This window comes from Variovorax sp. P1_H2, assembly GCF_056405295.1.
The window spans coordinates 27058-48277 of sequence record NZ_JBFUCJ010000003.1 but is presented as its reverse complement, the minus strand read 5'-3'; the positions used below and the strand labels follow the sequence as shown (position 1 = coordinate 48277).

At 67.0% G+C, this 21220-nt stretch carries 19 protein-coding genes; 13 read left to right on the top strand and 6 right to left on the bottom strand.

The features are described 5' to 3' along the window. Window positions 1-11 precede the first annotated feature (11 nt). Window positions 12-1040, bottom strand: a complete 1029-nt coding sequence (locus AC1D2E_RS02130) for a sulfate ABC transporter substrate-binding protein (protein ID WP_478195860.1) — start codon at window positions 1038-1040, stop codon at window positions 12-14. Between the two features lie 127 nt (window positions 1041-1167). On the opposite strand from AC1D2E_RS02130, the gene AC1D2E_RS02125 reads away from it, so the two are divergent. Continuing rightward, window positions 1168-1443 (top strand): oxidative damage protection protein, encoded by a 276-nt coding sequence (locus AC1D2E_RS02125; RefSeq protein WP_478156751.1) that lies wholly within the window; start codon window positions 1168-1170, stop codon window positions 1441-1443. Window positions 1444-1463: 20 nt separating this feature from the next. Further along, the gene (gene mnmC / locus AC1D2E_RS02120) at window positions 1464-3338 is read left to right on the top strand and encodes a bifunctional tRNA (5-methylaminomethyl-2-thiouridine)(34)-methyltransferase MnmC2/FAD-dependent 5-carboxymethylaminomethyl-2-thiouridine(34) oxidoreductase MnmC1 (RefSeq protein WP_478195859.1); all 1875 of its coding nucleotides are present in this window, start codon (window positions 1464-1466) and stop codon (window positions 3336-3338) included. On the opposite strand, the gene AC1D2E_RS02115 is transcribed toward mnmC, so the two are convergent. Next, entirely contained in the window at window positions 3314-6556 is a 3243-nt protein-coding gene (locus AC1D2E_RS02115; RefSeq protein WP_478195858.1) for a hypothetical protein, read from the bottom strand. The two genes, mnmC and AC1D2E_RS02115, sit on opposite strands and share 25 nt — an antisense overlap. A 112-nt stretch (window positions 6557-6668) precedes the next feature. Between AC1D2E_RS02115 and AC1D2E_RS02110 the strand changes: the two genes are divergently transcribed. From AC1D2E_RS02110 to AC1D2E_RS02100, 3 genes are all read left to right on the top strand, one after another. After that, complete coding sequence (locus tag AC1D2E_RS02110) at window positions 6669-7565, top strand: transglutaminase family protein (protein ID WP_478195857.1); 897 nt, start codon at window positions 6669-6671, stop codon at window positions 7563-7565. Between the two features lie 288 nt (window positions 7566-7853). Then, the gene (locus AC1D2E_RS02105; protein WP_478195856.1) at window positions 7854-8867 is read left to right on the top strand and encodes a patatin-like phospholipase family protein; all 1014 of its coding nucleotides are present in this window, start codon (window positions 7854-7856) and stop codon (window positions 8865-8867) included. Window positions 8868-8870: 3 nt separating this feature from the next. Beyond that, complete coding sequence (locus AC1D2E_RS02100) at window positions 8871-10325, top strand: GntP family permease (RefSeq protein WP_478195855.1); 1455 nt, start codon at window positions 8871-8873, stop codon at window positions 10323-10325. 9 nt (window positions 10326-10334) lie between these two features. Here the strand turns inward: AC1D2E_RS02100 and AC1D2E_RS02095 are convergent, their stop codons facing one another. Continuing rightward, window positions 10335-10598, bottom strand: coding sequence for a hypothetical protein (locus AC1D2E_RS02095; RefSeq protein ID WP_478195854.1), 264 nt, complete (start codon window positions 10596-10598; stop codon window positions 10335-10337). A 374-nt stretch (window positions 10599-10972) separates the two neighbouring features. Between AC1D2E_RS02095 and AC1D2E_RS02090 the strand changes: the two genes are divergently transcribed. From AC1D2E_RS02090 to AC1D2E_RS02055, 8 genes are all read left to right on the top strand, one after another. Further along, window positions 10973-12751, top strand: coding sequence for a nitrite/sulfite reductase (locus tag AC1D2E_RS02090; protein ID WP_478195853.1), 1779 nt, complete (start codon window positions 10973-10975; stop codon window positions 12749-12751). Further along, on the top strand, window positions 12748-13140 hold the full coding sequence (locus AC1D2E_RS02085) for a DUF934 domain-containing protein (protein ID WP_478171556.1): 393 nt from the start codon (window positions 12748-12750) through the stop codon (window positions 13138-13140). The genes AC1D2E_RS02090 and AC1D2E_RS02085 overlap by 4 nt, the downstream gene beginning before the upstream one ends. Window positions 13141-13184: 44 nt before the next feature. After that, entirely contained in the window at window positions 13185-13805 is a 621-nt protein-coding gene (locus AC1D2E_RS02080; RefSeq protein WP_478195852.1) for a phosphoadenosine phosphosulfate reductase domain-containing protein, read from the top strand. Between the two features lie 44 nt (window positions 13806-13849). Further along, the gene (cysD, locus tag AC1D2E_RS02075) at window positions 13850-14803 is read left to right on the top strand and encodes a sulfate adenylyltransferase subunit CysD (protein WP_478195851.1); all 954 of its coding nucleotides are present in this window, start codon (window positions 13850-13852) and stop codon (window positions 14801-14803) included. 124 nt (window positions 14804-14927) lie between these two features. Next, window positions 14928-16256 carry a sulfate adenylyltransferase subunit 1 gene (locus AC1D2E_RS02070; RefSeq protein ID WP_478195850.1) on the top strand — a complete coding sequence of 443 codons (1329 nt, stop codon included), beginning with the start codon at window positions 14928-14930 and terminating at the stop codon, window positions 16254-16256. A 42-nt stretch (window positions 16257-16298) separates the two neighbouring features. Next, the gene (gene fdxA / locus AC1D2E_RS02065; protein ID WP_478171552.1) at window positions 16299-16628 is read left to right on the top strand and encodes a ferredoxin FdxA; all 330 of its coding nucleotides are present in this window, start codon (window positions 16299-16301) and stop codon (window positions 16626-16628) included. A 5-nt stretch (window positions 16629-16633) separates the two neighbouring features. Continuing rightward, window positions 16634-17656, top strand: coding sequence for an NAD(P)/FAD-dependent oxidoreductase (locus tag AC1D2E_RS02060; protein ID WP_478195849.1), 1023 nt, complete (start codon window positions 16634-16636; stop codon window positions 17654-17656). A 108-nt stretch (window positions 17657-17764) separates the two neighbouring features. Next, entirely contained in the window at window positions 17765-18349 is a 585-nt protein-coding gene (locus AC1D2E_RS02055) for a phosphatase PAP2 family protein (protein WP_478195848.1), read from the top strand. A gap of 140 nt (window positions 18350-18489) precedes the next feature. Here AC1D2E_RS02055 and AC1D2E_RS02050 read toward each other — a convergent pair whose 3' ends face one another. The 3 genes from AC1D2E_RS02050 to AC1D2E_RS02040 form a co-directional block, all read right to left on the bottom strand. Then, entirely contained in the window at window positions 18490-18786 is a 297-nt protein-coding gene (locus AC1D2E_RS02050; RefSeq protein ID WP_478171549.1) for a HigA family addiction module antitoxin, read from the bottom strand. 165 nt (window positions 18787-18951) lie between these two features. Further along, window positions 18952-20154: a hypothetical protein gene (locus tag AC1D2E_RS02045; RefSeq protein WP_478195847.1), complete on the bottom strand. Its 1203-nt coding sequence runs from the start codon at window positions 20152-20154 to the stop codon at window positions 18952-18954. Between the two features lie 5 nt (window positions 20155-20159). Further along, window positions 20160-21161 carry a hypothetical protein gene (locus tag AC1D2E_RS02040; RefSeq protein WP_478195846.1) on the bottom strand — a complete coding sequence of 334 codons (1002 nt, stop codon included), beginning with the start codon at window positions 21159-21161 and terminating at the stop codon, window positions 20160-20162. Window positions 21162-21220: the final 59 nt, after the last annotated feature.

The window sequence follows — 21220 nt, the reverse complement described above, 5'->3', positions numbered from 1 at the left end:
CTTGCCTGCTGTTACTTCAGCTTCGCCAGATAGATCTGGTCGAAGGAGCCGCCATCGGCGAAGTGCGCCTTGTCGGCCTTGGCCCAGCCGCCGAAGGCGTCGTCGATCGTGAACAACGTCAGCTTGGGGAACTGGCTGGCGAACTTGGCCTTGGCCTTGTCGGAAGTCGGCCGGTAGTAGTTGCGGCCCGCCACCTCCTGGCCTTCATCGGAGTACAGGTACTTGAGGTATTCCTCGGCCACGGCGCGCGTGCCCTTCTTGTCGACCACCTTGTCGACCACGGTCACGGTGGGCTCGGCCAGGATGCTGATCGAAGGCACGACGATGTCGAACTTGTCGGGGCCGAATTCCTTCAGCGCCAGGAAGGCCTCGTTCTCCCAGGCCAGCAGCACGTCGCCGACGCCGCGCTGGACGAAGGTGATGGTCGAGCCGCGGGCGCCGGCATCGAGCACCGGCACGTTCCTGTAGAGCTTGCCGACGAATTCCTTGGCCTTGTCGTCGCCGCCGTACTTGCGCTTGGCGAATTCCCAGGCCGCCAGGTAGTTCCAGCGGGCGCCGCCCGAGGTCTTGGGGTTCGGCGTGATCACCTGCACGCCGGGCTTGACCAGGTCGTCCCAGTCCTTCAGGCCCTTGGGATTGCCCTTCTTCACGAGGAAGACGATGGTCGAGGTGTAGGGGGCCGAGTTGTGCGGCAGCCGCTTCTGCCAGTCGGGCTTGACCAGGCCGCCATGGGTGACGAGGGCCTCCGTGTCGCCGGCCAGCGCCAGGGTCGCGACGTCGGCGTCGATGCCGTCGATGATCGACCGCGCCTGCTTGCCCGAGCCGCCGTGCGACTGCTTGATCGTCACGTCCTGGCCGGTCTTGGCCTTCCAGTACTTGGCGAAGGCCTGGTTGTAGTCGACGTAGAGCTCGCGCGTCGGGTCGTAGGAGACGTTGAGCAAGGTCACGCCTTGGGCAAACGACGGCATTGCTGTCAGGGCGATGCTGGCTGCGGCGGCGGCGCCGAGAGAAAGCTTGATAAAGTCGCGACGGAGGCTCATGGTCTTGTGCTCGTAATAGGCATAACGCTGAAGCCACGTATTCTGAATACGGCATATGGAATCGAGAACAACCAAGTTCTCAGTTCTAAATAACGAAATCAACTAAGACACCCACAAAGGCATCCAAATGGCACGCATGGTCCAGTGCATCAAGCTCGGCAAAGAGGCCGAAGGCCTCGACTTCCCGCCCTACCCCGGCGAACTCGGCAAGCGCCTGTGGGAGAACGTCAGCAAGGAGGCCTGGGCCGCCTGGCTCAAGCAGCAGACGATGCTGGTCAACGAGAACCGCCTCAACCTTGCCGATGCACGGGCCCGGCAATACCTGGCGCGGCAGATGGAAAAGCATTTCTTCGGCGAAGGCGCCGACGTCGCGCAGGGCTACGTGCCACCGCCCGCAGCCTGAGTTCCGGGTCTTCGCGTGCCATGGCCGAGCCCGTAGCCTGGCGCGCCGACGGCATTCCGCGCAGCGCGCGCTTCGATGACATCTACCACTCCGAAAGCGGCGCGCCGGCGCAGGCCCGCCACGTGTTCCTGGGCGGCTGCGGCCTGCCCGCCACCTGGGCCGGGCAGCCGCAATGGCGGATTCTCGAAACCGGATTCGGCTTCGGCCTCAATTTCCTGACAGTCTGGCGCGCCTGGCGCGAGGACCCGCGGCGGCCGCGCCTGCTGCATTTTGTTTCGATCGAGGCCTTCCCGGTGTCGCGCGACGATCTGCTGCGCGCCGCCGGCGCCTATCCTGAATTGCATCCCCTGGCCGAGATGCTGGCGGCACAGTGGCACGGCCTGCTGCCGGGATTCCATCGCCTCGCTTTCGATCAAGGAAAGGTGCTGCTCACGCTCTGCATCGGCGACGTGCAGGCGATGCTGCGTGCGCAGCGTTTCGAGGCCGACAGCATCTTCCTCGACGGTTTCAGCCCGCAGCGCAATCCAGCCATGTGGTCGCCCGACACGCTCAAGGCGGTGTCGCGCTTCGCCCGGCGCGGCACGCGGCTCGCCACCTGGACGATCGCGCGCGCGGTCTGCGATGCGCTGGCGCAGAACGGCTTCCAATTGACCAGGGCGCCCGGCCTGCCGCCCAAGCGCGACTGCCTGCAAGGCATCTTCGAGCCGGCCTGGGAGGTGCGGCAGCGCGCCCCCGCGGCGGCGCCGCTGCCACCGGGCCGCCGCTGCGCGGTCATCGGCGCCGGCCTGGCCGGCGCTGCGGTCGCGGCCAGCCTGGCACGCAGGGGCTGGGAGGTCGAGGTGCTGGATGCCGCCGGGCGCCCGGCGGCCGGCGCCTCCAGCCTGCCGGCCGGGCTGCTGGCGCCGCATGTTTCGCCAGACGATGCGCTGCTCTCGCGCTTGACGCGCGCCGGCATCCGCGCCACCTGGCAGCAGTTGGAACAGTGGCTGGTCGAAGGTGAAGACTGGCGCGYCAGCGGCGTGCTCGAATGGCGCGCCGACGGCGACGATCGCCTGCCGGCCGACTGGTCGGCCGAGGGGCCCAACGAATCGTGGCACGCAGACCCGGATCGGGTCCGCGCGTCGGGCCTGCCGGCCGCTTCGGCGGCCCTCTGGCATGCGCGGGCCGGCTGGGTGCGGCCGGCCCGGCTGGTCGAGGCCTGGCTGGCGCAGCCCGGCATCCGCGTGCGGACCGGCTGCCGCGTGGCCCGGATCGAGCGCCAGGGCACCGGGCACGCGCCATGGGTGCTGCAGGACGCCGACGGCCAGCAGCTGGCCGAGGCCGACCGGGTGGTCATCGCCGCCGGTTTCGAGAGCCATGCGCTGGCGCCCGCCTACCCCCTGCAAGCCGTGCGCGGCCAGGTCGAGGGCGGCCGCATGACGGACGGCATGCGACTGCCCGCGGCACCGGTGAACGGCGATGGCCATCTGATCGCCGGCGTGCCCGCGGCCGGAGGGCTGGAGTGGTTCATCGGTGCCACCTTCGACCGCGACAGCCGCGACGCCCGGCCGCGGGCCGAGGACACCGCCTTCAATCGCGCGCGCCTGGCCCGCCTGCTTCCCGACGCCGCAGTGCAGCTCGGCCGCGCGTTCGACGACGGCGCGACCCGCGCCTGGACCGGCGTGCGCTGCGCCTCGGCGGACCGCCGTCCGCTGGTCGGCCCGCTGTGGCCCGGGCAGCCCGACGGCCTCTGGCTCTGCACCGCACTCGGCTCGCGTGGCCTCAGCTTCGCCGCCCTGTGTGCCGAGCTGCTGGCGGCCCAATGGCACGGCGAGCCCTTGCCGCTGCCGGTCAAGCTCGCGCGGACGCTGGACAGCGCCAGGGCGGCCGGTCAAAGGTTGGCCAGCGCCATGTAGTCGAGCAGGGTCGACCCCCCGAGCGTCGCGAAGGGCAGCAGCACGGCCTTCAGCAGCGGCTGCTGCCAGAACGGCGCAAAGGCGCCCTCATGGAGTTCCTCCACGCGCCCCAGGAGCAGCTTCAGCTGCTCGACCGTGGGTTGGCCTGGGGGCGGCGCCTTCGAGGCGTCGTCGGCGCGCGCGGCGTGGGCCCGCATCAGCGCATCCCGGATCTGGTCGAGGGCGCTGCGCCGGGAGGCCTCGGCCGCCAAGCGCAGCGCCAGTGCGCAGCCGACCGCGATCGCCGCGCCCACGCCGGCCAGCAGGAGGGTGCTGGTGGGCATGAACCAGTCGTCGAAGGTCGCGCTGCGCGACAGCAGCAGCAGCGACAGCACGACGAACGGGTAGTAGATCAGCCGGGTGACGCAGCGCGTGCGCAGCGCGATGAAGCGAAGGTCGATCCAGCTGTCGAGGAACTCCTTGGGAATGCCGAGCTGGCGCTGGAAGGCATCCAGGGTGGACAGCGGCCAGTTGGCGGCCTGGCGGCGCAGGCCGGTGACGAAGCCGACGCACAGCGTGGTGGCATCGACGACGAAGAACTCCAGGTAGTACATCGCCACCACGGCCGGGACCAGCAGCGCCCGGTGCACGCGCAGGGACAGGTCGCCGCGCTGCGGCACGAAGAGGTCCTCGCCCAGGGCCTGCACCAGCAGGCCGCTGAGGCCCAGCATCAGCACGACGAAGACCGTGGTCCGCACCAGCCGCGCGCTCAGTCGGTTCTGCACGATGTGCCGCTTCCAGAAGTCGAGCGCCGCCGCCGGCATGCCGTGGCCCGCCACGGTCTGCGGCGCCGACCGGGGCACGAATTCCAGCGAGAACATGCACAGCAGCCGCTCCCACCAGGGCAGGTCGGCATCGATCGCGCGCTGCTCGGCCACCAGTTCGCGGCGCGTCGGGCCCAGTCGGAACTGGCGGCTGATCTCGTCGACGTTGCGGTCCAGCATGGTCCAGCCGCGCAGCAGCAGATAGAGGCACAGCCACAGCGCGAGCAGGCGGATGCCCTCGGTGGGCCAGAGGCTGATGCCCTCGAAGGCCACCAGCGGCTTGCCGTCGTGCGTCAGCCATTCGGCGAACGGCTGCCATTGCGACGCCAGCCACCAGGGCAGCGCGGCCTGCACCAGCAGCAGCGCCAGCACCAATGCGCCATAGCGCAGCAGCCGCCCGGCCGGACCGACGGCTCCGGCCGCGAAACCCGACAGGCGATGTCGGCCCGAGCGGCTGAGCCACAGCGCGGGAGCCCACAGCGCCAGCAGCAGGCCGCTCAGTATCAGTGCCAGCATGGCCTGCCGAGGCTCCGGATAGCGCGGCGAACCCGGCGGATGGATGTGCTCGCAGCTCATCCAGTCCTGCTCCTTGCAGGGCCTGACCCGGGCCTCGCCGTCGCTGAAGTCGAAGGCGGTGGTGCGCCCGATCTCGAAGATGCGCGGCCGATCGAACCAACTGCTCCTGATCTCGGCCTGCGACACCGATCGGCGTCCGCCATCGTCATGGGCAATCGAAAAACCGGCGCGCTGCGCATCGTCGAGTGCGATGCGCGTGGAGAAGAAGGCCGAGGTCTGGTAGCTGTCGCGAAACGGCGGCGAACCGCCCTGCAGCCGGCGCTCCAGGCTGAGCCCGAAATTGGAGGCCACCAGCAGATTGCGGCTCCAGGCCTGCTCGCGCGGATGCAGGAATCGGGCGTCGAGGTCGGTGGTGAAGAAGATCGCGTTCGGAAACTCGGGCTGCAGTGCCTGCAGCACCAGCAGCTTGTCGTGCACGTCGTTGCCGAGCACGCCGATCGCGCGCAGCCCGCGTCCGTCGGCACTCGACTTGCGTACTTTCCGGTCCTGCACGTGCATCTGGACCGCCAGCCGGCGCAGGTAGTCGAACTGGCTCTGGCCTTCGGCGCGTTCGACGAAGGTGCCGTCCTTGCGCCGGGCGGCATCCTTGTCGTTCGAGACCACCTTGCCGCCGTCGCCGGAACCGGCCGTGCCGTCGCCGCCGCCGCCGCTGCCACTGGGCACCTGGCCGTCGAGCCCGCGAACATAGTTGAAGCGGTCGACGCAAAAGCCCGGCTCGCCCTTCTTCGCCATGAAGGCGCGTCGCAGGCTGCGCCCGTACAGCGTGTCCCATTCAGCCACCACCGCGACATGGCTCGGCGCTTCGACCTGCGAATCGCCCTCGGGCCGGCAGACGGCACTGTAGCCGCCCGCGATCTCGGCGCCTTCGTTGGGTTCCAGCGGCTGCGCGACCAGGCCTCGCCGCACCAGTTCACCGACCAGGCTGGAGACCAATTGCTGGTCGCTGCCGATGGTCCTGACCAAGGTCACGCCCTTGTCCGCCAGAAAGGCGGACAGGGTCGACTTGCCGTCGTAGCCGGCCTTGTTCTCCAGCAGCGCACGATCGGGCACCGTCGCGTAATGCGAGTAGTAGCTGATCCGCTTCAGTCCGGACGGCGCGACCTGGAAATCCCGCTCCACCGTCTCGTCGACCATCGCCTTGAGGCCGTCCGACCCCCAGGGGCCGAGCACCCGCCAGTTCACGCGCACCGACTCGAAGGGCCGGGTCAGGTCCTTCATGCGCTGCAGCGGATGGTCCGCGAAGGATTCGCTCTGCAGCCATACCACCAGCACGGCCGGCCGCGGCCGATCGCCCTCGCGCGGACGGATGTCGGCGGCGGGCTCGAACCATTCGTAGGGCACGACCTCCTGCAGGCGAGACAGGGGCGAACTCGCGGGCGGCGGGATGAAGTAGCCCAGGTGCTCGTTGTCCATCGGGGCATAGCCGCTGACATTGAGGCCGGCGAGCACGGCATAGCGCGTGCGGCGGCGGCTTTCGATGCTGTCCGAGTAAGGCCCGCCGCCGAGCATGACGGCGAGGATCTCCACGCCCTCGCGCCGCCGGACGGCCTCGGCCAGTGCCTCCGCGCTGCGCTGCGCATCGTCCTCGGCGGCCTTGGCCGGCGACTTCTTGCGGAGCTCGGCCCGCCCCCTGGCGACGGCGCCGAAGGGGTCCTGCCAGAGCCGCGCATCGACGTCCTGCAGCGAGAAGTGCTGTTCCATGCCGGGGTCGCTGGCCGGCGGGCGATGGGTCTCCAGCGGGATCTCGCGCACGAACAGCGCTCCGGTCGCCAGCAGCAGCACGGCGATCAGGCCGTTGCCGGAAAGCCCTCCGGCGCCGGGTTTCGACTCCTTGTCCATCCGGGCCTCCTCGTCTCGCCCACGGGATGCGCAGCGGCGTTCATTTGACACCCCCAACGCGGTCGGATGCATCCCCAAACAGGACGAAACGCCGGCGCGGCCACAATGCCCCATGGCCATTCGCTACGACATCACCCACACCACCGTCTACCGCTACAGGACGCCCGTCACCTTCGGACTGCACCGCGTGATGTTCAGGCCGCGCGACAGCCACGACCTGCGGGTGCTCGCCACCGATCTGCAGGTCAGCCCGCAGGCCTACGTGCGGATGATCCAGGACCCGCACTCCAACTCGGTTGCGCTGGTGCAGCCGATGGGCGAGGCGACCGAGCTGCGCATCGTCTGCTCGTTCACGATCGAGCACGTGCCGACGCCGCCGGACGAACTGGCGCTGGACCCCGCGGCGGAAGTGCTGCCCTTCGCCTATTCGCTGGCGGAACGGCTGGACCTCGAACACTACCTGCGCCCGCACCACGACGATCCGGACGGCACGCTGATCCGTTGGGCCCACCAGTTCCTGCACACCGACCAGCCCAACAGCACGCGCGACGTGCTGACGCGCATGAACGCCCACATCGGGCAGAGCCTGCGCTACGCCGCGCGCGACGAGGAAGGCACCCAGACGCCGCTGCAGACGCTGACGCTCGGCAGCGGCAGCTGCCGCGACTACGCGCTGCTCATGATGGAGGCCGCCCGCCGCCTCGGCGTCGCGACGCGTTTCGTCTCCGGCTATCTCTACGACGCCGCCCTCGACACCGGCGAAGCGGAGCCAGGGCAGGCGATCACCGGCTCGGGCAGCACGCACGCCTGGCTTCACGCCTACCTGCCGGGCGCCGGCTGGGTCGCCTTCGATCCCACCAACAACCTGATGGCCAGTTCGCAGCTGATCCGCGTCGGCGTGGCGCGCGATCCGGCCCTGGCGGCGCCGATCTCGGGCAGCTGGTACGGCGACCCCGAGGCCTATGAAGGGCTGGAGGCGACCGTGGTGGTGCGCCGGCTGCCGGACTGAATTGAAGCTCCCCTGAAGCGCCTGCGGCGCCGCCCCCTCGAGGGGGCGATACCAGCGGCCCGGCGAAGCCTGTTCCGCGCGATCCCTGGCGCTGCAGTTCGCTGATTCAGGCGCCGAAAAGCGCGCTTGCGCAAGCCAAACGAAGACGTTGCCGCAATGACCAGCACGCCCTTAAAGTCGTGCGCTGCGCCCGCCTGGGCGCAATTCTTGCTGCTGACACCGTGCCGACACGGCGCGGCTGGACACTCTCGCCAGGCAGCGGCTTCGCTACGCCATCGGAGGTTCTGATTGAAGACTTTTCCCATTGATCTCGCATTGCAGGGAGGTGGTTCGCACGGCGCCTTCACTTGGGGCGTCCTCGACCGCCTGCTCGAGGAGCCCTGGCTGCGCCTCGAGGGTATCTCGGGCACCTCGGCCGGCGCCATGAACGCCGCGGCCCTGGCCTCGGGCCATGCGGTGGGCGGCGCCGAGGGTGCCCGCGAGTCGCTCGACGCCTTCTGGCGCGGGGTTTCCGATGCCGCCAAGTACAGCCCGTTCAAGCGCAGCTGGATCGACATGCTGACCGGGACCTGGACGCTCGACAACTCACCGGCCTTCATGGCGGCCGACCTGGCGACGCGCCTGTGGTCGCCCTACGATCTCAATCCGCGCGGCATGAATCCGCTGCGCGGCATCCTGGCCGAACTGATCGACTTCGAGCGCCTGACGGTTTCGCCGATCAAGCTCTTCGTGACTGCGACCAACGTTCGCACCGGCCGCGGCCGGGTCTTTCGCAACGCCGAACTCACGCCCGACGTGCTGCTGGCGTCGGCCTGCCTGCCGACCATGTTCCACGCGGTCGAGATCGAAGGCGATCCGTACTGGGACGGCGGCTATGCCGGCAACCCGACGATGACGCCGCTGATCCGCGAATGCCAGTCGAGCGACACCATCCTGATCCAGATCAATCCGGTGGAACGCGCCGGCGTGCCACGCAGCGCGAGCGAGATCAACAACCGCCTCAACGAGCTGTCCTTCAACTCGCCGCTGCTGAAGGAACTGCGCATGATCGCGCTGCTGCACCAGGTCGCCGATCCGGGACGCGGCGAAGGCGCCGCCTGGGCCCGCATGCGCATCCACCGCATCGCCACCGACGCCATGCTCGCGCTCGGCGCCTCGTCGAAGATGATCTCGGAGTGGCCCTTCCTGTGCCAGCTGCGCGATGAAGGCCGGCGCTCGGCACAGGCTTTCCTCGATGCCCACAAGAGCGACATCGGCAAGCGCTCGACGCTCGATCTCGACGCCCTCCTCGAAGGAGTCTGAGCCATGGGACTCGCAGGCATCTTCCTCGGCCTCGGCCTCCTGATCTGGCTCTCCTACCGGGGCTGGAGCGTGCTGGTGCTGGCGCCGGCCGCGGCGCTGATCGCCGCGCTGTTCGCCGGCGAGCCGCTGCTGGCCCACTGGACCCAGACCTTCATGGGGTCGGCGRCCGGCTTCCTGGCCCAGTTCTTCCCGCTGTTCCTGCTGGGTGCGGTGTTCGGCAAGCTGATGGACGACAGCGGCTCGGTGCAGACCATCGCCCACTTCATGACCGAGAAGCTGGGTCCGAAGCGGGCGATGCTGGCGGTGGTGCTGGCCGGCGCGCTGGTCACCTATGGCGGGGTCAGCCTGTTCGTCGCCTTCTTCGTGCTGGCGCCGATGGCACAGGCCCTGTTCCGCGCCGCCAACATACCGGCCCGCCTGATGCCGGCCGCAATCGCGCTGGGCACCTCGACCTTCACGATGTCGGCGCTGCCCGGAACGCCGGCCATCCAGAACGCGATCCCGATGCCCTTCTTCGGCACCACCGCCTTCGCGGCACCGGGGCTCGGCGTGATCGCCTCGGCCATCATGCTGGGCTTCGGGATGTGGTGGCTGCGGCGCGCGGAGTCGAAGGCCCGCGCGGCCGGCGAGAGCTTCGGCACCCTGAACTCGGACGCCCACGTCGACGCCGCCGAAGATCCGGTGGTGCGCGAGCGCGCCACCACCGCCGGCAGCTTCGACCCGGCCGAGGTGCAGCATGGCCAGCACAGCGGCGACCAGCCCGCCATCGTGGTGGCGCTGCTGCCGCTGGTGGTGGTGGTGGTGGTCAACCTGCTGATGGCGCTGGTCGTGCTGCCGCGCATGGACACCGGCTACCTCGCCGACGTCCGCTTCGGCAGCATCAGCCTGGCCAACGTCGGCGGCGTCTGGGCAGTGCTGGTGGCGCTGGCCGCGGCGATGGCGGTGCTGGTGGCGCTGAACTGGAAACGCCTGCCCTCGCTGCGCGCCACGGTCGATGCCGGGGCCAATGCCTCGGTGCTGCCGGTGATCTGCGTCGCCAGCCTGGTGGGCTTCGGTGCGGTGGTGGCGGCGATGCCGGCCTTCGAGATCGTCCGCGAATGGGTGCTGGGCATCGGCGGCGGACCACTGGTGTCGCTGGCACTGTCGACCAACATCCTGGCCGCCCTCACCGGCTCGGCCTCGGGCGGCCTGACGATCGCGCTCGACGCGCTGGGCGGCACCTTCATGGAACTGGCCGCCACCACGGGCCTCGATCCGGCCTTGATGCACCGGGTGGCGGTGATCGGTGCCGGCACCCTCGACAGCCTGCCGCACAACGGCGCGGTCGTCACCTTGCTGGCGGTCTGCGGCACCAAGCACCGCGACAGCTACTTCGACATCGTGATGGTCGGCATCGTGAGCGCGCTGATCGCGCTGGTGGCCGTGATCGTGATCGGCTCGGCCGTCGGCTCGTTCTGAGCCGCCGGCTCAGCTCACCCGGTGCCGGAAGCCGGCGAAATGAGGCGTCGGGGGCGCTGCGAGGCGGCGCGCATAGGCGGCCTCGGCCTCCTCCAGGGCTTCGCAAAGCAGGTCCAGCGCCCGGACATCCTGCTGGCACGGCGGCGTTCCGTCCCCGCACATGAAGTCGCCGAGCTGCTCGACCAATGCTTCGCGCGCGGCAGCCACGGCCAAGCGGCAGCGCACCATCTCGCCCCGCAGCTTCGCCAGCTCGCCTCTTTTCGACCGATGCACGTCATCTCCCCGTTTGCCATTTGGAGTACTTAGGTATTAGCAAACGATAAGGCCTTCGCGGCCCGCGGTCCATATGGCTTAGGCCCTATCCGACAAGCTCAGTTGCAATCCGTTTCAGATTGCGCCGGGATCCGCGGGGCGCCGAGCAGTGCATCGCGACACCCGGCTTTTCCTAGAATCGACGGTCCCCCACCGATTCCGCCTTATCCGGAAAAGCCCTCGAATCGCCCGCAAACCCGCATGGGGACTGGCAAATAAGCTTATCCGCATAAGGCGCGAACCAAAAAATAGTTTGTTTCCATAAGGCTGGCTTTTACATTCCACGCTCGCTTTGACGGGCGGTGGACGCGTCGCCTTCCAGCCACTGACACACGATGTACCAATACACAGATTTCGACCGCCAGTTCGTGCACCTGCGTGCCGCGCAATTCCGCGACCAGCTCGAGCGCTGGCAGAGCGGCAAGCTCGCCGAGGACGAGTTCCGTCCGCTGCGCCTGCAGAACGGCTGGTACGTCCAGCGCTACGCGCCGATGCTGCGCGTGGCCGTGCCCTATGGCGAACTGTCCAGCCGCCAGCTGCGCGTGCTGGCGAAGATCGCCCGCGAGTACGACGAGCCCGAGGCCGAGGTCTACAAGCACGCGCTGGCGACCCAGGGCAAGCTCGGCACGCACAAGCTGCCGACCCACTACGCCCACTTCACGACGCGCCAGAACGTCCAGTACAACTGGATCCCGCTCGCCAAGTCGGCCGACGTGATGGACCTGCTGGCCACGGTCGACATGCACGGCATCCAGACCAGCGGCAACTGCATCCGCAACATCACGAGCGACGAGCGTGCCGGCATCGCGGTCGACGAGATCGCCGACCCGCGCCCGTTCGCGGAAATCATGCGCCAGTGGAGCACGCTGCACCCCGAGTTCGCCTTCCTGCCGCGCAAGTTCAAGATCGCGATCACAGGCTCGAAGGAAGACCGCGCCGCCACCGGCTGGCATGACGTCGGCCTGCACCTGCTGAAGAACGAAGCCGGCGAGCTCGGCTTCCGCGTGCAGGTGGGCGGCGGCATGGGCCGCACGCCGATCATCGGCACCGTGCTGCGCGAGTTCCTGCCGTGGAACCAGATCATGAACTACCTCGAGGCGGTGATCCGGGTCTACAACCGCTACGGCCGGCGCGACAACATCTACAAGGCGCGCATCAAGATCCTGGTCAAGGCCGAGGGGCAGCGCTATATCGACGACGTCGAGGCCGARTACCAGCAGGTGATCGAGCACGACGGTGCGCCGCACACCATCACCCAGGCCGAGCTCGACCGCGTGAGCGCCTCCTTCGTGCCGCCGACGCTGGCCACCCGGGTGTTCCGCAGCGCCGAGGCCACCGACGCCGACCTGCGCGCGCAAGCCGCCGACGACGTGATGTTCGCGCGCTGGCTGCAGCGCAACGTGGCGCCGCACCAGAACCCCGCGCTGCGCGCAGTCACGCTGTCGTTCAAGCGCCGCCTGCAGGCGCCCGGCGATGCATCGGCCGACCAGCTCAACACCGCCGCCCGCCTGGCCGACCGCTTCAGCGCCGGCGAGGCTCGCGTCACCCACGACCAGAACCTGCTCTTGCCCTGGGTCCATGCCGAAGACCTGCACGCGCTGTGGCTCGCCGCCCGTGAGGCCGGCTTCGCCAGCGCCAACGTGCACCTGCTGACCGACATGATCGCTTGCCCCGGCGGTGACTTCTGCGCCCTGGCCAATGCGCGCTCGATCCCGATCGCCGAAGCGATCACCGAGCGCTACCAGGACCTCGACGAGCTCGACGACCTCGGCGAGATCGACCTCCACATCAGCGGCTGCATCAACTCGTGCGGCCACCACCACAGCGGCCACATCGGCATCCTCGGCGTCGACAAGGACGGCAAGGAGTGGTACCAGGTGACGCTCGGCGGCTCCGACGGCTCCGCGCTCAGCGGCGCGCCGCAGCCCGGCAAGGTGGTCGGCCCGTCGTTTTCGGCGGCCGAAGTGCCGGACGTGATCGAGGCCGTGCTCAACACCTACCGCGACACCCGCGAAGCCGGCGAGACCTTCATCGACGCGCTGCGCCGGGTCGGCATCGAACCCTTCAAGGCCGCCGCCAACGGCGCCCGCTTCAAGGTCGAGGTGGCCGCATGACCCGCACCTTGACACTCATCGCCGCCGAAGACCACGTCGACAACGGCGACCCGAACGTGCTGCAGTTGACCAACGATGCCGATCCGCTGGCGATCGAGGTCTGCCTCGACGACGTCGATCGCATCGACCTCGAGTTCCCGAAGTTCACCGACGGCCGCGCCTACAGCCAGGCTTTCCTGCTGCGCCGGCGCCTCGGTTTCAAGGGCGACATCCGCGCCACCGGCGACGTCCTGATCGACCAGCTGGTGCAGATGCAACGCATGGGCTTTTCGAGCGCGGTGCTGAGGGAAGGCGTCGACGCCTCCGCGGCCCAGCGCCAGTTCGACCGCTTCGCCGCGTTCTACCAAGGCGACGCCGTGCAAGCCACGCCGTTGTTCACGCGTACCTGAGCGGGCCGTCGGCACGCCCCTGCCCCCACTGGAAACCTCGCCACATGAGCATCGATCTCGCACAAATCAACGCCAAGTTCGGCCGCAACGCCGAGGGCCTCGTGGACTGGGCCGTCGGCCTGGGCCGGCCGGCGATCATCACCACCAACTTCCGGCCCTTCGAGGCGGTGATCCTGCACATGGTCACGCGCGCGAAGCCCGACGTGCCCGTGGTCTGGATGGACAACGGCTACAACACCGACGCCACCTACCGCTTCGCCGACGAGGTGACGAAGCTGCTGGACCTGGATCTGCGCATTTTCGTGCCTCGGCGTTCGCGGGCGCATCGCGAAGCCGTGGAAGGCCCGACGCCGGCGCTCGACGATCCGCGCCACGCCGCCTTCACCGAGGAGGTGAAACTGGAGCCCTTCGCGCGCGCCCTGCGCGAGATGGCGCCGCAGGTCTGGTTCACCGCGCTGCGGGCCACCGACACCGCCGTGCGCGCGCAGATGGAGCCGGTCAGCATCAACCCCGACGGCCTGATCAAGGTCGCGCCGCTGCTGCACTGGTCGTCGAAGGATCTGCACGACTACTGCCAGGCGCATGGCCTGCCCAACAACTTCGACTACCTGGATCCGACCAAGGGCGAGGACAACCGTGAATGCGGTCTGCACCTCGCGCACTGATGTTCCACGCCGCATCCGATCCATTCTCTGAGCGCCCCGATTCCATGAACGCCCGTACCGATTCCGAGCTGTTGCTGCAAACCGCGCAGTCGCTCTCGCGCCTGTCCAACACGCAACTCGACGCGCTCGAGGAAGAAACCATCTTCATCCTGCGCGAGGTCGCAGCCTCGTTCGAGCGGCCGACCTTGCTGTTCTCGGGCGGCAAGGATTCGCTGGTGCTGCTGAAGTGCGCCGAGAAGGCCTTCGGCATCGGCCGCATCCCCTACCCGCTGCTGATGATCGACACCGGCCACAACTTCCCCGAAGTGACGGCCTTCCGCGACGCCCGCGCCAAGGAGCTCGGTGCCGAGCTGATCGTGCGCAACGTCGAGGATTCGATGAAGCGCGGCACGGTGCGCCTCGCCCATCCGGGCGAATCGCGCAACGTGCACCAGTCGGTCACGCTGCTCGAGGCGATCGAGGAATTCCGCTTCGACGCGCTGATCGGCGGCGCCCGCCGCGACGAAGAAAAGGCGCGCGCCAAGGAACGGATCTTCTCGCACCGCGACAGCTTCGGCCAATGGCAGCCGAAGGACCAGCGGCCCGAGCTGTGGACGCTGTTCAACACCCGCCTGGCACCGGGCGAGCACTTCCGCGTGTTCCCGATCTCGAACTGGACCGAACTCGACGTCTGGCAGTACATCGAGCGCGAGCATATCGCCCTGCCCTCGATCTACTACACGCACAAGCGCGAAGTGGTCGAGCGCCGCGGCCTGCTGGTGCCGGTGACCGAACTCACGCCGACGCGCGACGGCGAGCAGGTCGAAGTGCGCGACGTGCGCTTCCGCACCGTCGGCGACATCACCTGCACCTGCCCGGTCGACAGCCTCGCGGCCGACGCCGGCGACGTGGTGATCGAGACGCTGGCCGCCGATGTCAGCGAACGCGGTGCCACGCGGATGGACGACAAGACGTCCGAAGCGTCCATGGAAAAGCGCAAGAAAGACGGGTATTTTTAGCTCGCCCCCAGGTTGCCCGCACCTCGTGTCGGGCGCCCACCCCCTGCCGGGGGCAACACCAGAGGCCCGGCGGAGCCGGTTCCTCGGTGTTTCACGAACAGACAGCGGATTGCAGAGAACGACCATGAACGCGACGACTTCAACCCTTCAACAGGACGCCGAGACCGGCGCCGCCCTGCGCTTCATCACTTGCGGCAGCGTCGACGACGGCAAGAGCACGCTCATCGGCCGCCTGCTGGTCGACAGCAAGACCGTGTTGCAGGACCAGCTGGCCGGCGTCCAGCGCGGCGGCGAGACCGATCTCGCGCTGCTCACCGACGGCCTCTCGGCCGAGCGCGAGCAGGGCATCACCATCGATGTCGCCTACCGCTATTTCTCGACCGCCCATCGCAAGTTCGTGATCGGCGACGCACCGGGCCACGAGCAATACACCCGCAACATGGTCACGGCCGCCTCCAGCGCCGACGCCGCCGTGGTGCTGGTCGACGCCACCAAGCTGGCCTGGGCCGCCGAAGTCGGCGATGGCGAAGTGGTCAAGCGCGAGCTGCTGCCGCAGACCCGCCGCCACACGCTGCTGTGCCACCTGCTGCGCGTCCAGTCGATCGTCTTCGCGGTCAACAAGCTCGATGCCATCGACGATGCCGAGCTCGCCTTCGAGCGCATCTCGGCGGCGCTCAGGGACTTTGCCGAAGCCGCCGGCGTGCAGGTCGCCGCCACGGTGCCGATCTCGGCGCTCAAGGGCTGGAACGTGGCTTCGCGCCACCCCGCCTGGGCCGGCTACCAAGGCCCGAGCCTGCTCGAACTGCTCGAGCAACTGCCGGTCACCGCGCAGGACGAGGCCGTTCCCTTCGCTTTCCCGGTGCAGTGGGTCGAGAAGTTCTCGGCCTCGGCCGACACCTCGCGCGGGCGCCGCGTGTTCTGGGGCCGGGTCGCCAGCGGGCACATCGAGCCCGGCCAGCGCATCACGGTGCTGCCGAGCAACCAGCACGCCACCGTGGCGCAGGTGCTGAGCCACACGCGCGCGCCCAAGGCGGTGCATGCGGGCCACAGCGCCGGCATCGTGCTCGACCGTGAACTCGACGTCTCGCGCGGCGACTGGCTGCTGGCGCCCGACGCCTTCGAACCGGTGCGCGAGATCACCGCCACGGTCGCCTGGCTCGACGACGAGCCGCTGGTGGCCGGCCGGGTCTACTGGGCGCTGCAGGGCCATCGCTGGGTCAAGGCCAAGGTAGCGCGGATCGTCGACCGGGTCAACATCACGACCCTCGACGCCGAGCCGACCGACCAACTGGAGGCCAATGCGATCGGCGACGTCGTGCTGTCGCTGCAGCAGCCGCTGGCCGTGCTGCCCTTCACGCAATCGCGCGCCCTGGGTTCGCTGATCCTGGTCGATACCGCCTCGCACCGGACCTCCGCCGCCGTGCTGGTGCGGCCCGCCGCCGCAAAGGCCTAAAATTCGGGGTTTCCCCGATCATTCCTCCCGTTAGCCAAGACCATGACCCACGTCGTCTCCGAATCCTGCATCCGCTGCAAATACACCGATTGCGTCGACGTCTGTCCGGTCGACTGCTTCCGTGAAGGGCCGAACATGCTGGTGATCGACCCCGACGAGTGCATCGACTGCGCGGTCTGCATCCCCGAATGCCCGGTCAACGCGATCTACGCCGAGGAGGACCTGCCGGCGAATCAACTGGCCTTCATCAAGCTCAACGCCGAACTGGCCCTGGCCGACGGCTGGAAGAGCATCACCAAGCGCAAGCCGGCGCTGCCTGATGCCGAAGAGTGGAAAGACAAGACCGACAAGATCGGTGAGCTGATCCGCTGAGGGAAGTGGCTGCCGCGCTCCCCATCGAAACCGATGCGCTGATCATCGGCGCGGGCCCGGTCGGGCTGTTCCAGGCCTTTCAGCTCGGACTGCTCGAAATCGCCTGCCACATCGTCGATGCCCAGTCCCAGGCCGGCGGGCAATGCGTCACGCTCTATGGCGACAAGCCGATCTACGACATTCCCGGCACGCCCGTGACGACCGGCCGCGGGCTGGTCGAATCGCTGCTGCAGCAGATCGCGCCGTTCAAGCCGCAATTCCATTTCGGCGAACAGGTCGCGACGCTGGCGCGCCAGGACGACGGCCGGCTGCTGCTGGGCACGTCGCGCGGCAGCACGTTCCTCTGCAGGACCGTCTTCATCGCGGCCGGTGTCGGCGCTTTCGTGCCCCGGCGGATCGCGGTCGACGGCATCGATAGCCTGGAAGGCTCGAAGCTCTTCTACCACCCGGACGCACTCGATCGCTTTGCCGGRCAATTGGTGATCGTGCATGGCGGCGACGACGCCGCGCTGGATACCGCGCTGGCACTGGCGCCGCTCGCGAAGAGCGTCACGCTGCTCCACCGCCGCGACGTCTTCCAGGCCGACGAGGCCACTGTCGCCACAGTGCGCGAGCGCATCGCGGCCGGCGCCATTCGCCTGCAGGTCGGGCAGCCCGTGGGCTTCGACGACACGCAGCTCCGGGTCGCGACGCCGGACGCCCAGACCGTGGCACTGCCCTTCGACACCCTGATCGGCTGCCTCGGAATCTCGCCGCGCCTGGGGCCGATCGCCGACTGGGGCCTCGCCCTCGAACGCAAGCAGGTTCCGGTCGACACCGAGAAGTACGAGACGCGGGAGCGCGGCGTGTTCGCCGTCGGCGACATCAACACCTACCCCGGCAAGAAGAAGCTGATCGTCTGCGGCTTCCACGAAGCCACCCTGGCGGCCTGGGGAGCGACGGCCATCGTGTTTCCCGACAAGGCGATTCCGCTTCAATACACGACCACCAGCACACGGCTGCACACGCTCCTCGGCGTCGCGCATTGATCCCGCATCCGCTTTGCGTGGCCCTGCACACGCATGGCTTTCGACCCTGAACCTGGCATGAACGCGGTGTTCATGCTGGCGACACTCCCGGGTCCTAGGATCGGCGCCATGCAGCCACTCAACCTCGCCCTCTTCCAATGGATCGGGGCGGGCTACGTGCCCAACGCGCACCTCCTGTGGTTCGCGACCCGGGTGGCCGAGGGGTCGTCCTGGGTCTGCCTGGCCCTTCTTGCGGCGGTCGCCTGGCGTCAGCCGGCGCAACGCAGCTATGCGATGGCGGCCCTGGTCGCCACGGCGGTCGCTGCCGTCGCGGCGCACGCCCTGGCCAATGCCACCAAGCTGCCGAGGCCCTTCTTCGCGGGCCTGAGCCCGAGCTACATCGGGCACGGGGCCAGGGGCTCCCTGCCCAGCGCCCATGCGGCGGTGATGTTCACATTGGCCCTGGTGATGCTCCTTCGGCCCGGCCTGCGGCGGATGGGACTGGCGGTCTTCGCGATCGCGCTCGTCACAGGCTGGGCGCGCATCTACGTCGGCGTGCATTTTCCGCTCGACATCCCGGCCGGGCTGGCCTTGGCGGCCCTGATCACGGCGCTGTTCTGGGGGGTCTCGATCGGGGTTCGGCGCTTCATCGGGCCGCTGGTCGCGCCCGACGATCCGCGCACGGCGCCTGCCGCGAGCGCCTTTGGCGTCTAGCGCCGGGCCCACCGCCGGCCGCCGCCGGCTCTACAATCCAAGCTGCTTCGCCTGACGGAAGCAACGCTAGGGGTGCCGGCCCGCGACCGACTGTCGCAAGCCGGCTGAGAGAGTCCCTTTGAACCTGACTGAGGTAATGTTCAAGCGAAATCGAATTGCTCGATCGTCGCCAATTCGTCGCCGAGTTCATCCTTTGCCATCGCCGTGTCGTATGCGGCTTGGAGGTTCGTCCAGAAACAGTCGCTCAGGCCGAAAAAGCGTGACAGTCGCAACGCGGTATCGGCAGAAATTCCGCGCGCACCGTCCAAGATGGCGGCAACGCGCGTGAGTGGCACATGGATCGACTTCGCGAGCCGGTACGCCGTGATGCCGGCGGGCTTCAAAAACTCCTCGGCAAGGATCTCGCCGGGATGGGGATACGGGACTTGGCGCGTCATGGAAACTCCTTCTCTACGCAACGTCAACACAAAGTTCAAGCGTGGTAGCTCAGGGCAATCCCGTCAACCTCTATTCCTACATGCCGCCATCCGCAGGCCAGAAAAACCCAAGGCGTTGAGCACCTCGGACTTTCATTTTCTTGGTTGATCAGACTGGCGTGAGCCCTAGCGTCGAGGCATGGTCTGCGGCGCTTGGGGTGTTAGCGTTGGAGGCATCACCGGCCCGGTGGGCGGGGTGAATACGGGCTTGGTGACCGCAGGCGGCGGGTTCGTCATGCGCGCCTCGATCTGGTCCGCGAGTTGCGCCATGTAGGTGTTGCCCGGGTTCTGGTTGGACTGGAGCCGGGCAGTCGCTGCCAACTTCTGCACCTGCGAATCTGGCGCCGCCTCCGCAAGCAACGGCATCGCCTCGGGTGACGACAGATAGGACAGCACCTTGCGCGCATCGGTGCTCGGCTCGCTCAACTTGGCGACGATGATGTCATCCATGCTTTGCCCGGTCTTTTGGCTTTCGATGGCGGCGCTCGCGCGCAGCCAGTCGTTATAGCGCAAGCCATCCACCCCCCCAAACTTCCCGACCGCATTGTCAAATTGGGGTTCGGTGTCTCGCAGTAGCTTCGCCATGTCGGCGGAAGACTTCAGGAACGGCGCGGCGTTGAAGTCCTGGCCGCTATTGAGCGCATTCGCCAGAATCGAGGAGGCGAGCGGATTCTTCGACGCCCCAATTTCCGCCAGGAACTCCTTTTGCTTCTCGGGTGGCGCGCTGGTGATTAGATGTGCCATTTCGCGAAAATACGAGTCGGCGTCTAAAGCGCCGCTTTTCAGGGCATCTTTCAACACGTACTCGGTGTCCGGCAGATATTCCAATCTTGCGTAGTCCGTCGCGGCATAGGCTGCAATCTGCTTGTTCGGATCGGCAGCGAGTTTTTTCAATTCAAGCGCGATTTCCAGATTCGCACCAGATGTGTTCTCCCGGTTATGAATCGCGGAAAGAATAGAAACCATTGCGATCTTTTCTTCGTCACTCAATTGACCGCCGTGCAAGAGCCCAAGGACTAATCTTGCTGATTGAGGGGTCGCGGGAATGCCCTTCGCGAACATTTCCTCCAACGCAATGCGTCCAGCGATTCCTGGCATCGGTTTATAGGAGCGCAAGGGATTCTGATCGTCGATTTTTGAGGCCGCAATTGCTACGTTGGTTTGATATTCGGCGGCGCCGTCTGGCCGAGGGGCGCTCGTGCCAGCGAACGGAGCGCCAAGCTGCTTCGTCGCTGAGAGGTCGGTCTGCGACTGGTCATTGCGATAAAGGGCAAAGGCTACCCCGGTTGCACAAAATATGGCGAGCAGTATCCAATGAAATTTTTTCATCTGGCTTATCCCGCGTATGTCTTTAGAAGCTGGAACACGACTGTCGGAAGGACAGTTTGTCGCAAGGTGTAGTTTACGAAGGAAACCCATCGATCGTACGCCGCGTTGTAGTTCACCTGAACTGGATTTCCTTTTATATCCGTTTGACCGCCAGCGTTGTAGATACTATAGATATCGAGAACGTATGTGTCACAGCGATACAAGCCCTGTTGCGCACCCTCAGTTGCTGTTCTCGGCAGGGCGGGGGTCGCCGTGAACACCAGCGTGTACTTGGCACCCAGTTGCCATATCTGGAACGCGCGCATAACCATAGCGCTACGGCTGCTCCACACCTGACCGGTGTTATAGCAAACCGTGTCGAAGCACCCCTTGACATAGTAATTTGGAATGTTCGGATAGCCCGCACCCCAGTAACCGGTAGGCCCCTGATATGCCACTGTTGCCTTGAAGTTATCGACCGTCACATACTGAACGACTTGCGGCTCATTCATCACTTGATAGATGTTGCCTCCATCGAAGAAACCGAGATGCCCAGGAAAGGCAACGAAGCTTGCGAGGGTGCGGCCTAYCACGTCACCCGCCTGTCTCGGCTCCGGCTTAATCAAATCCGGGTCCTGGCCGATATTCCAAAGCGCCTGCCCGTTCCAGTAAATTACGAGATTGCCATCATTCTGGGCCGAGAGATAGGCGCCAGGATGATTTTGAGTGGCTGCATTCCAAAGCGCGCCCCATCCACTGTTGTACACGACGAAATTTCCGTCCCCCTGCATCGGAGCAACATACCCGCCCTTACCATTGGTGTAGGAGGCCCAGCGGACGGCCCAGTCGGAAGTCCTGTAGTACACAAGATTTCCATCACCCTGCATGATGAGGACATATTGGCGATCGTCCGAATAGATTCCTTGACCCGGATATAGAGAATAGCCCGGCGGTAGATTGGCGGCGCTACTCAAATTCGCCATGCAGAGCAAAGCGACCGCGAACAACCAACGTACAAAAGAATTCACTTCTTCTCCAGTTTTTTAGACCGGCAAAGCTTCTCCATTCATATTCTGTGCGTCCATGA

What these genes read in the sequence shown, in the direction of transcription:
- AC1D2E_RS02050 (WP_478171549.1), bottom strand. Translation starts at nt 18,786, where the DNA reads ATGACGCGCCAAGTCCCGTATCCCCATCCCGGCGAGATCCTTGCCGAG.
- AC1D2E_RS02115 (WP_478195858.1), bottom strand. Translation starts at nt 6,556, where the DNA reads ATGGACAAGGAGTCGAAACCCGGCGCCGGAGGGCTTTCCGGCAACGGC.
- fdxA (WP_478171552.1), top strand. Translation starts at nt 16,299, where the DNA reads ATGACCCACGTCGTCTCCGAATCCTGCATCCGCTGCAAATACACCGAT.
- AC1D2E_RS02125 (WP_478156751.1), top strand. Translation starts at nt 1,168, where the DNA reads ATGGCACGCATGGTCCAGTGCATCAAGCTCGGCAAAGAGGCCGAAGGC.
- AC1D2E_RS02045 (WP_478195847.1), bottom strand. Translation starts at nt 20,154, where the DNA reads ATGAAAAAATTTCATTGGATACTGCTCGCCATATTTTGTGCAACCGGG.
- AC1D2E_RS02080 (WP_478195852.1), top strand. Translation starts at nt 13,185, where the DNA reads ATGAGCATCGATCTCGCACAAATCAACGCCAAGTTCGGCCGCAACGCC.
- cysD (WP_478195851.1), top strand. Translation starts at nt 13,850, where the DNA reads ATGAACGCCCGTACCGATTCCGAGCTGTTGCTGCAAACCGCGCAGTCG.
- AC1D2E_RS02110 (WP_478195857.1), top strand. Translation starts at nt 6,669, where the DNA reads ATGGCCATTCGCTACGACATCACCCACACCACCGTCTACCGCTACAGG.
- AC1D2E_RS02070 (WP_478195850.1), top strand. Translation starts at nt 14,928, where the DNA reads ATGAACGCGACGACTTCAACCCTTCAACAGGACGCCGAGACCGGCGCC.
- AC1D2E_RS02130 (WP_478195860.1), bottom strand. Translation starts at nt 1,040, where the DNA reads ATGAGCCTCCGTCGCGACTTTATCAAGCTTTCTCTCGGCGCCGCCGCC.
- AC1D2E_RS02085 (WP_478171556.1), top strand. Translation starts at nt 12,748, where the DNA reads ATGACCCGCACCTTGACACTCATCGCCGCCGAAGACCACGTCGACAAC.
- AC1D2E_RS02055 (WP_478195848.1), top strand. Translation starts at nt 17,765, where the DNA reads ATGCAGCCACTCAACCTCGCCCTCTTCCAATGGATCGGGGCGGGCTAC.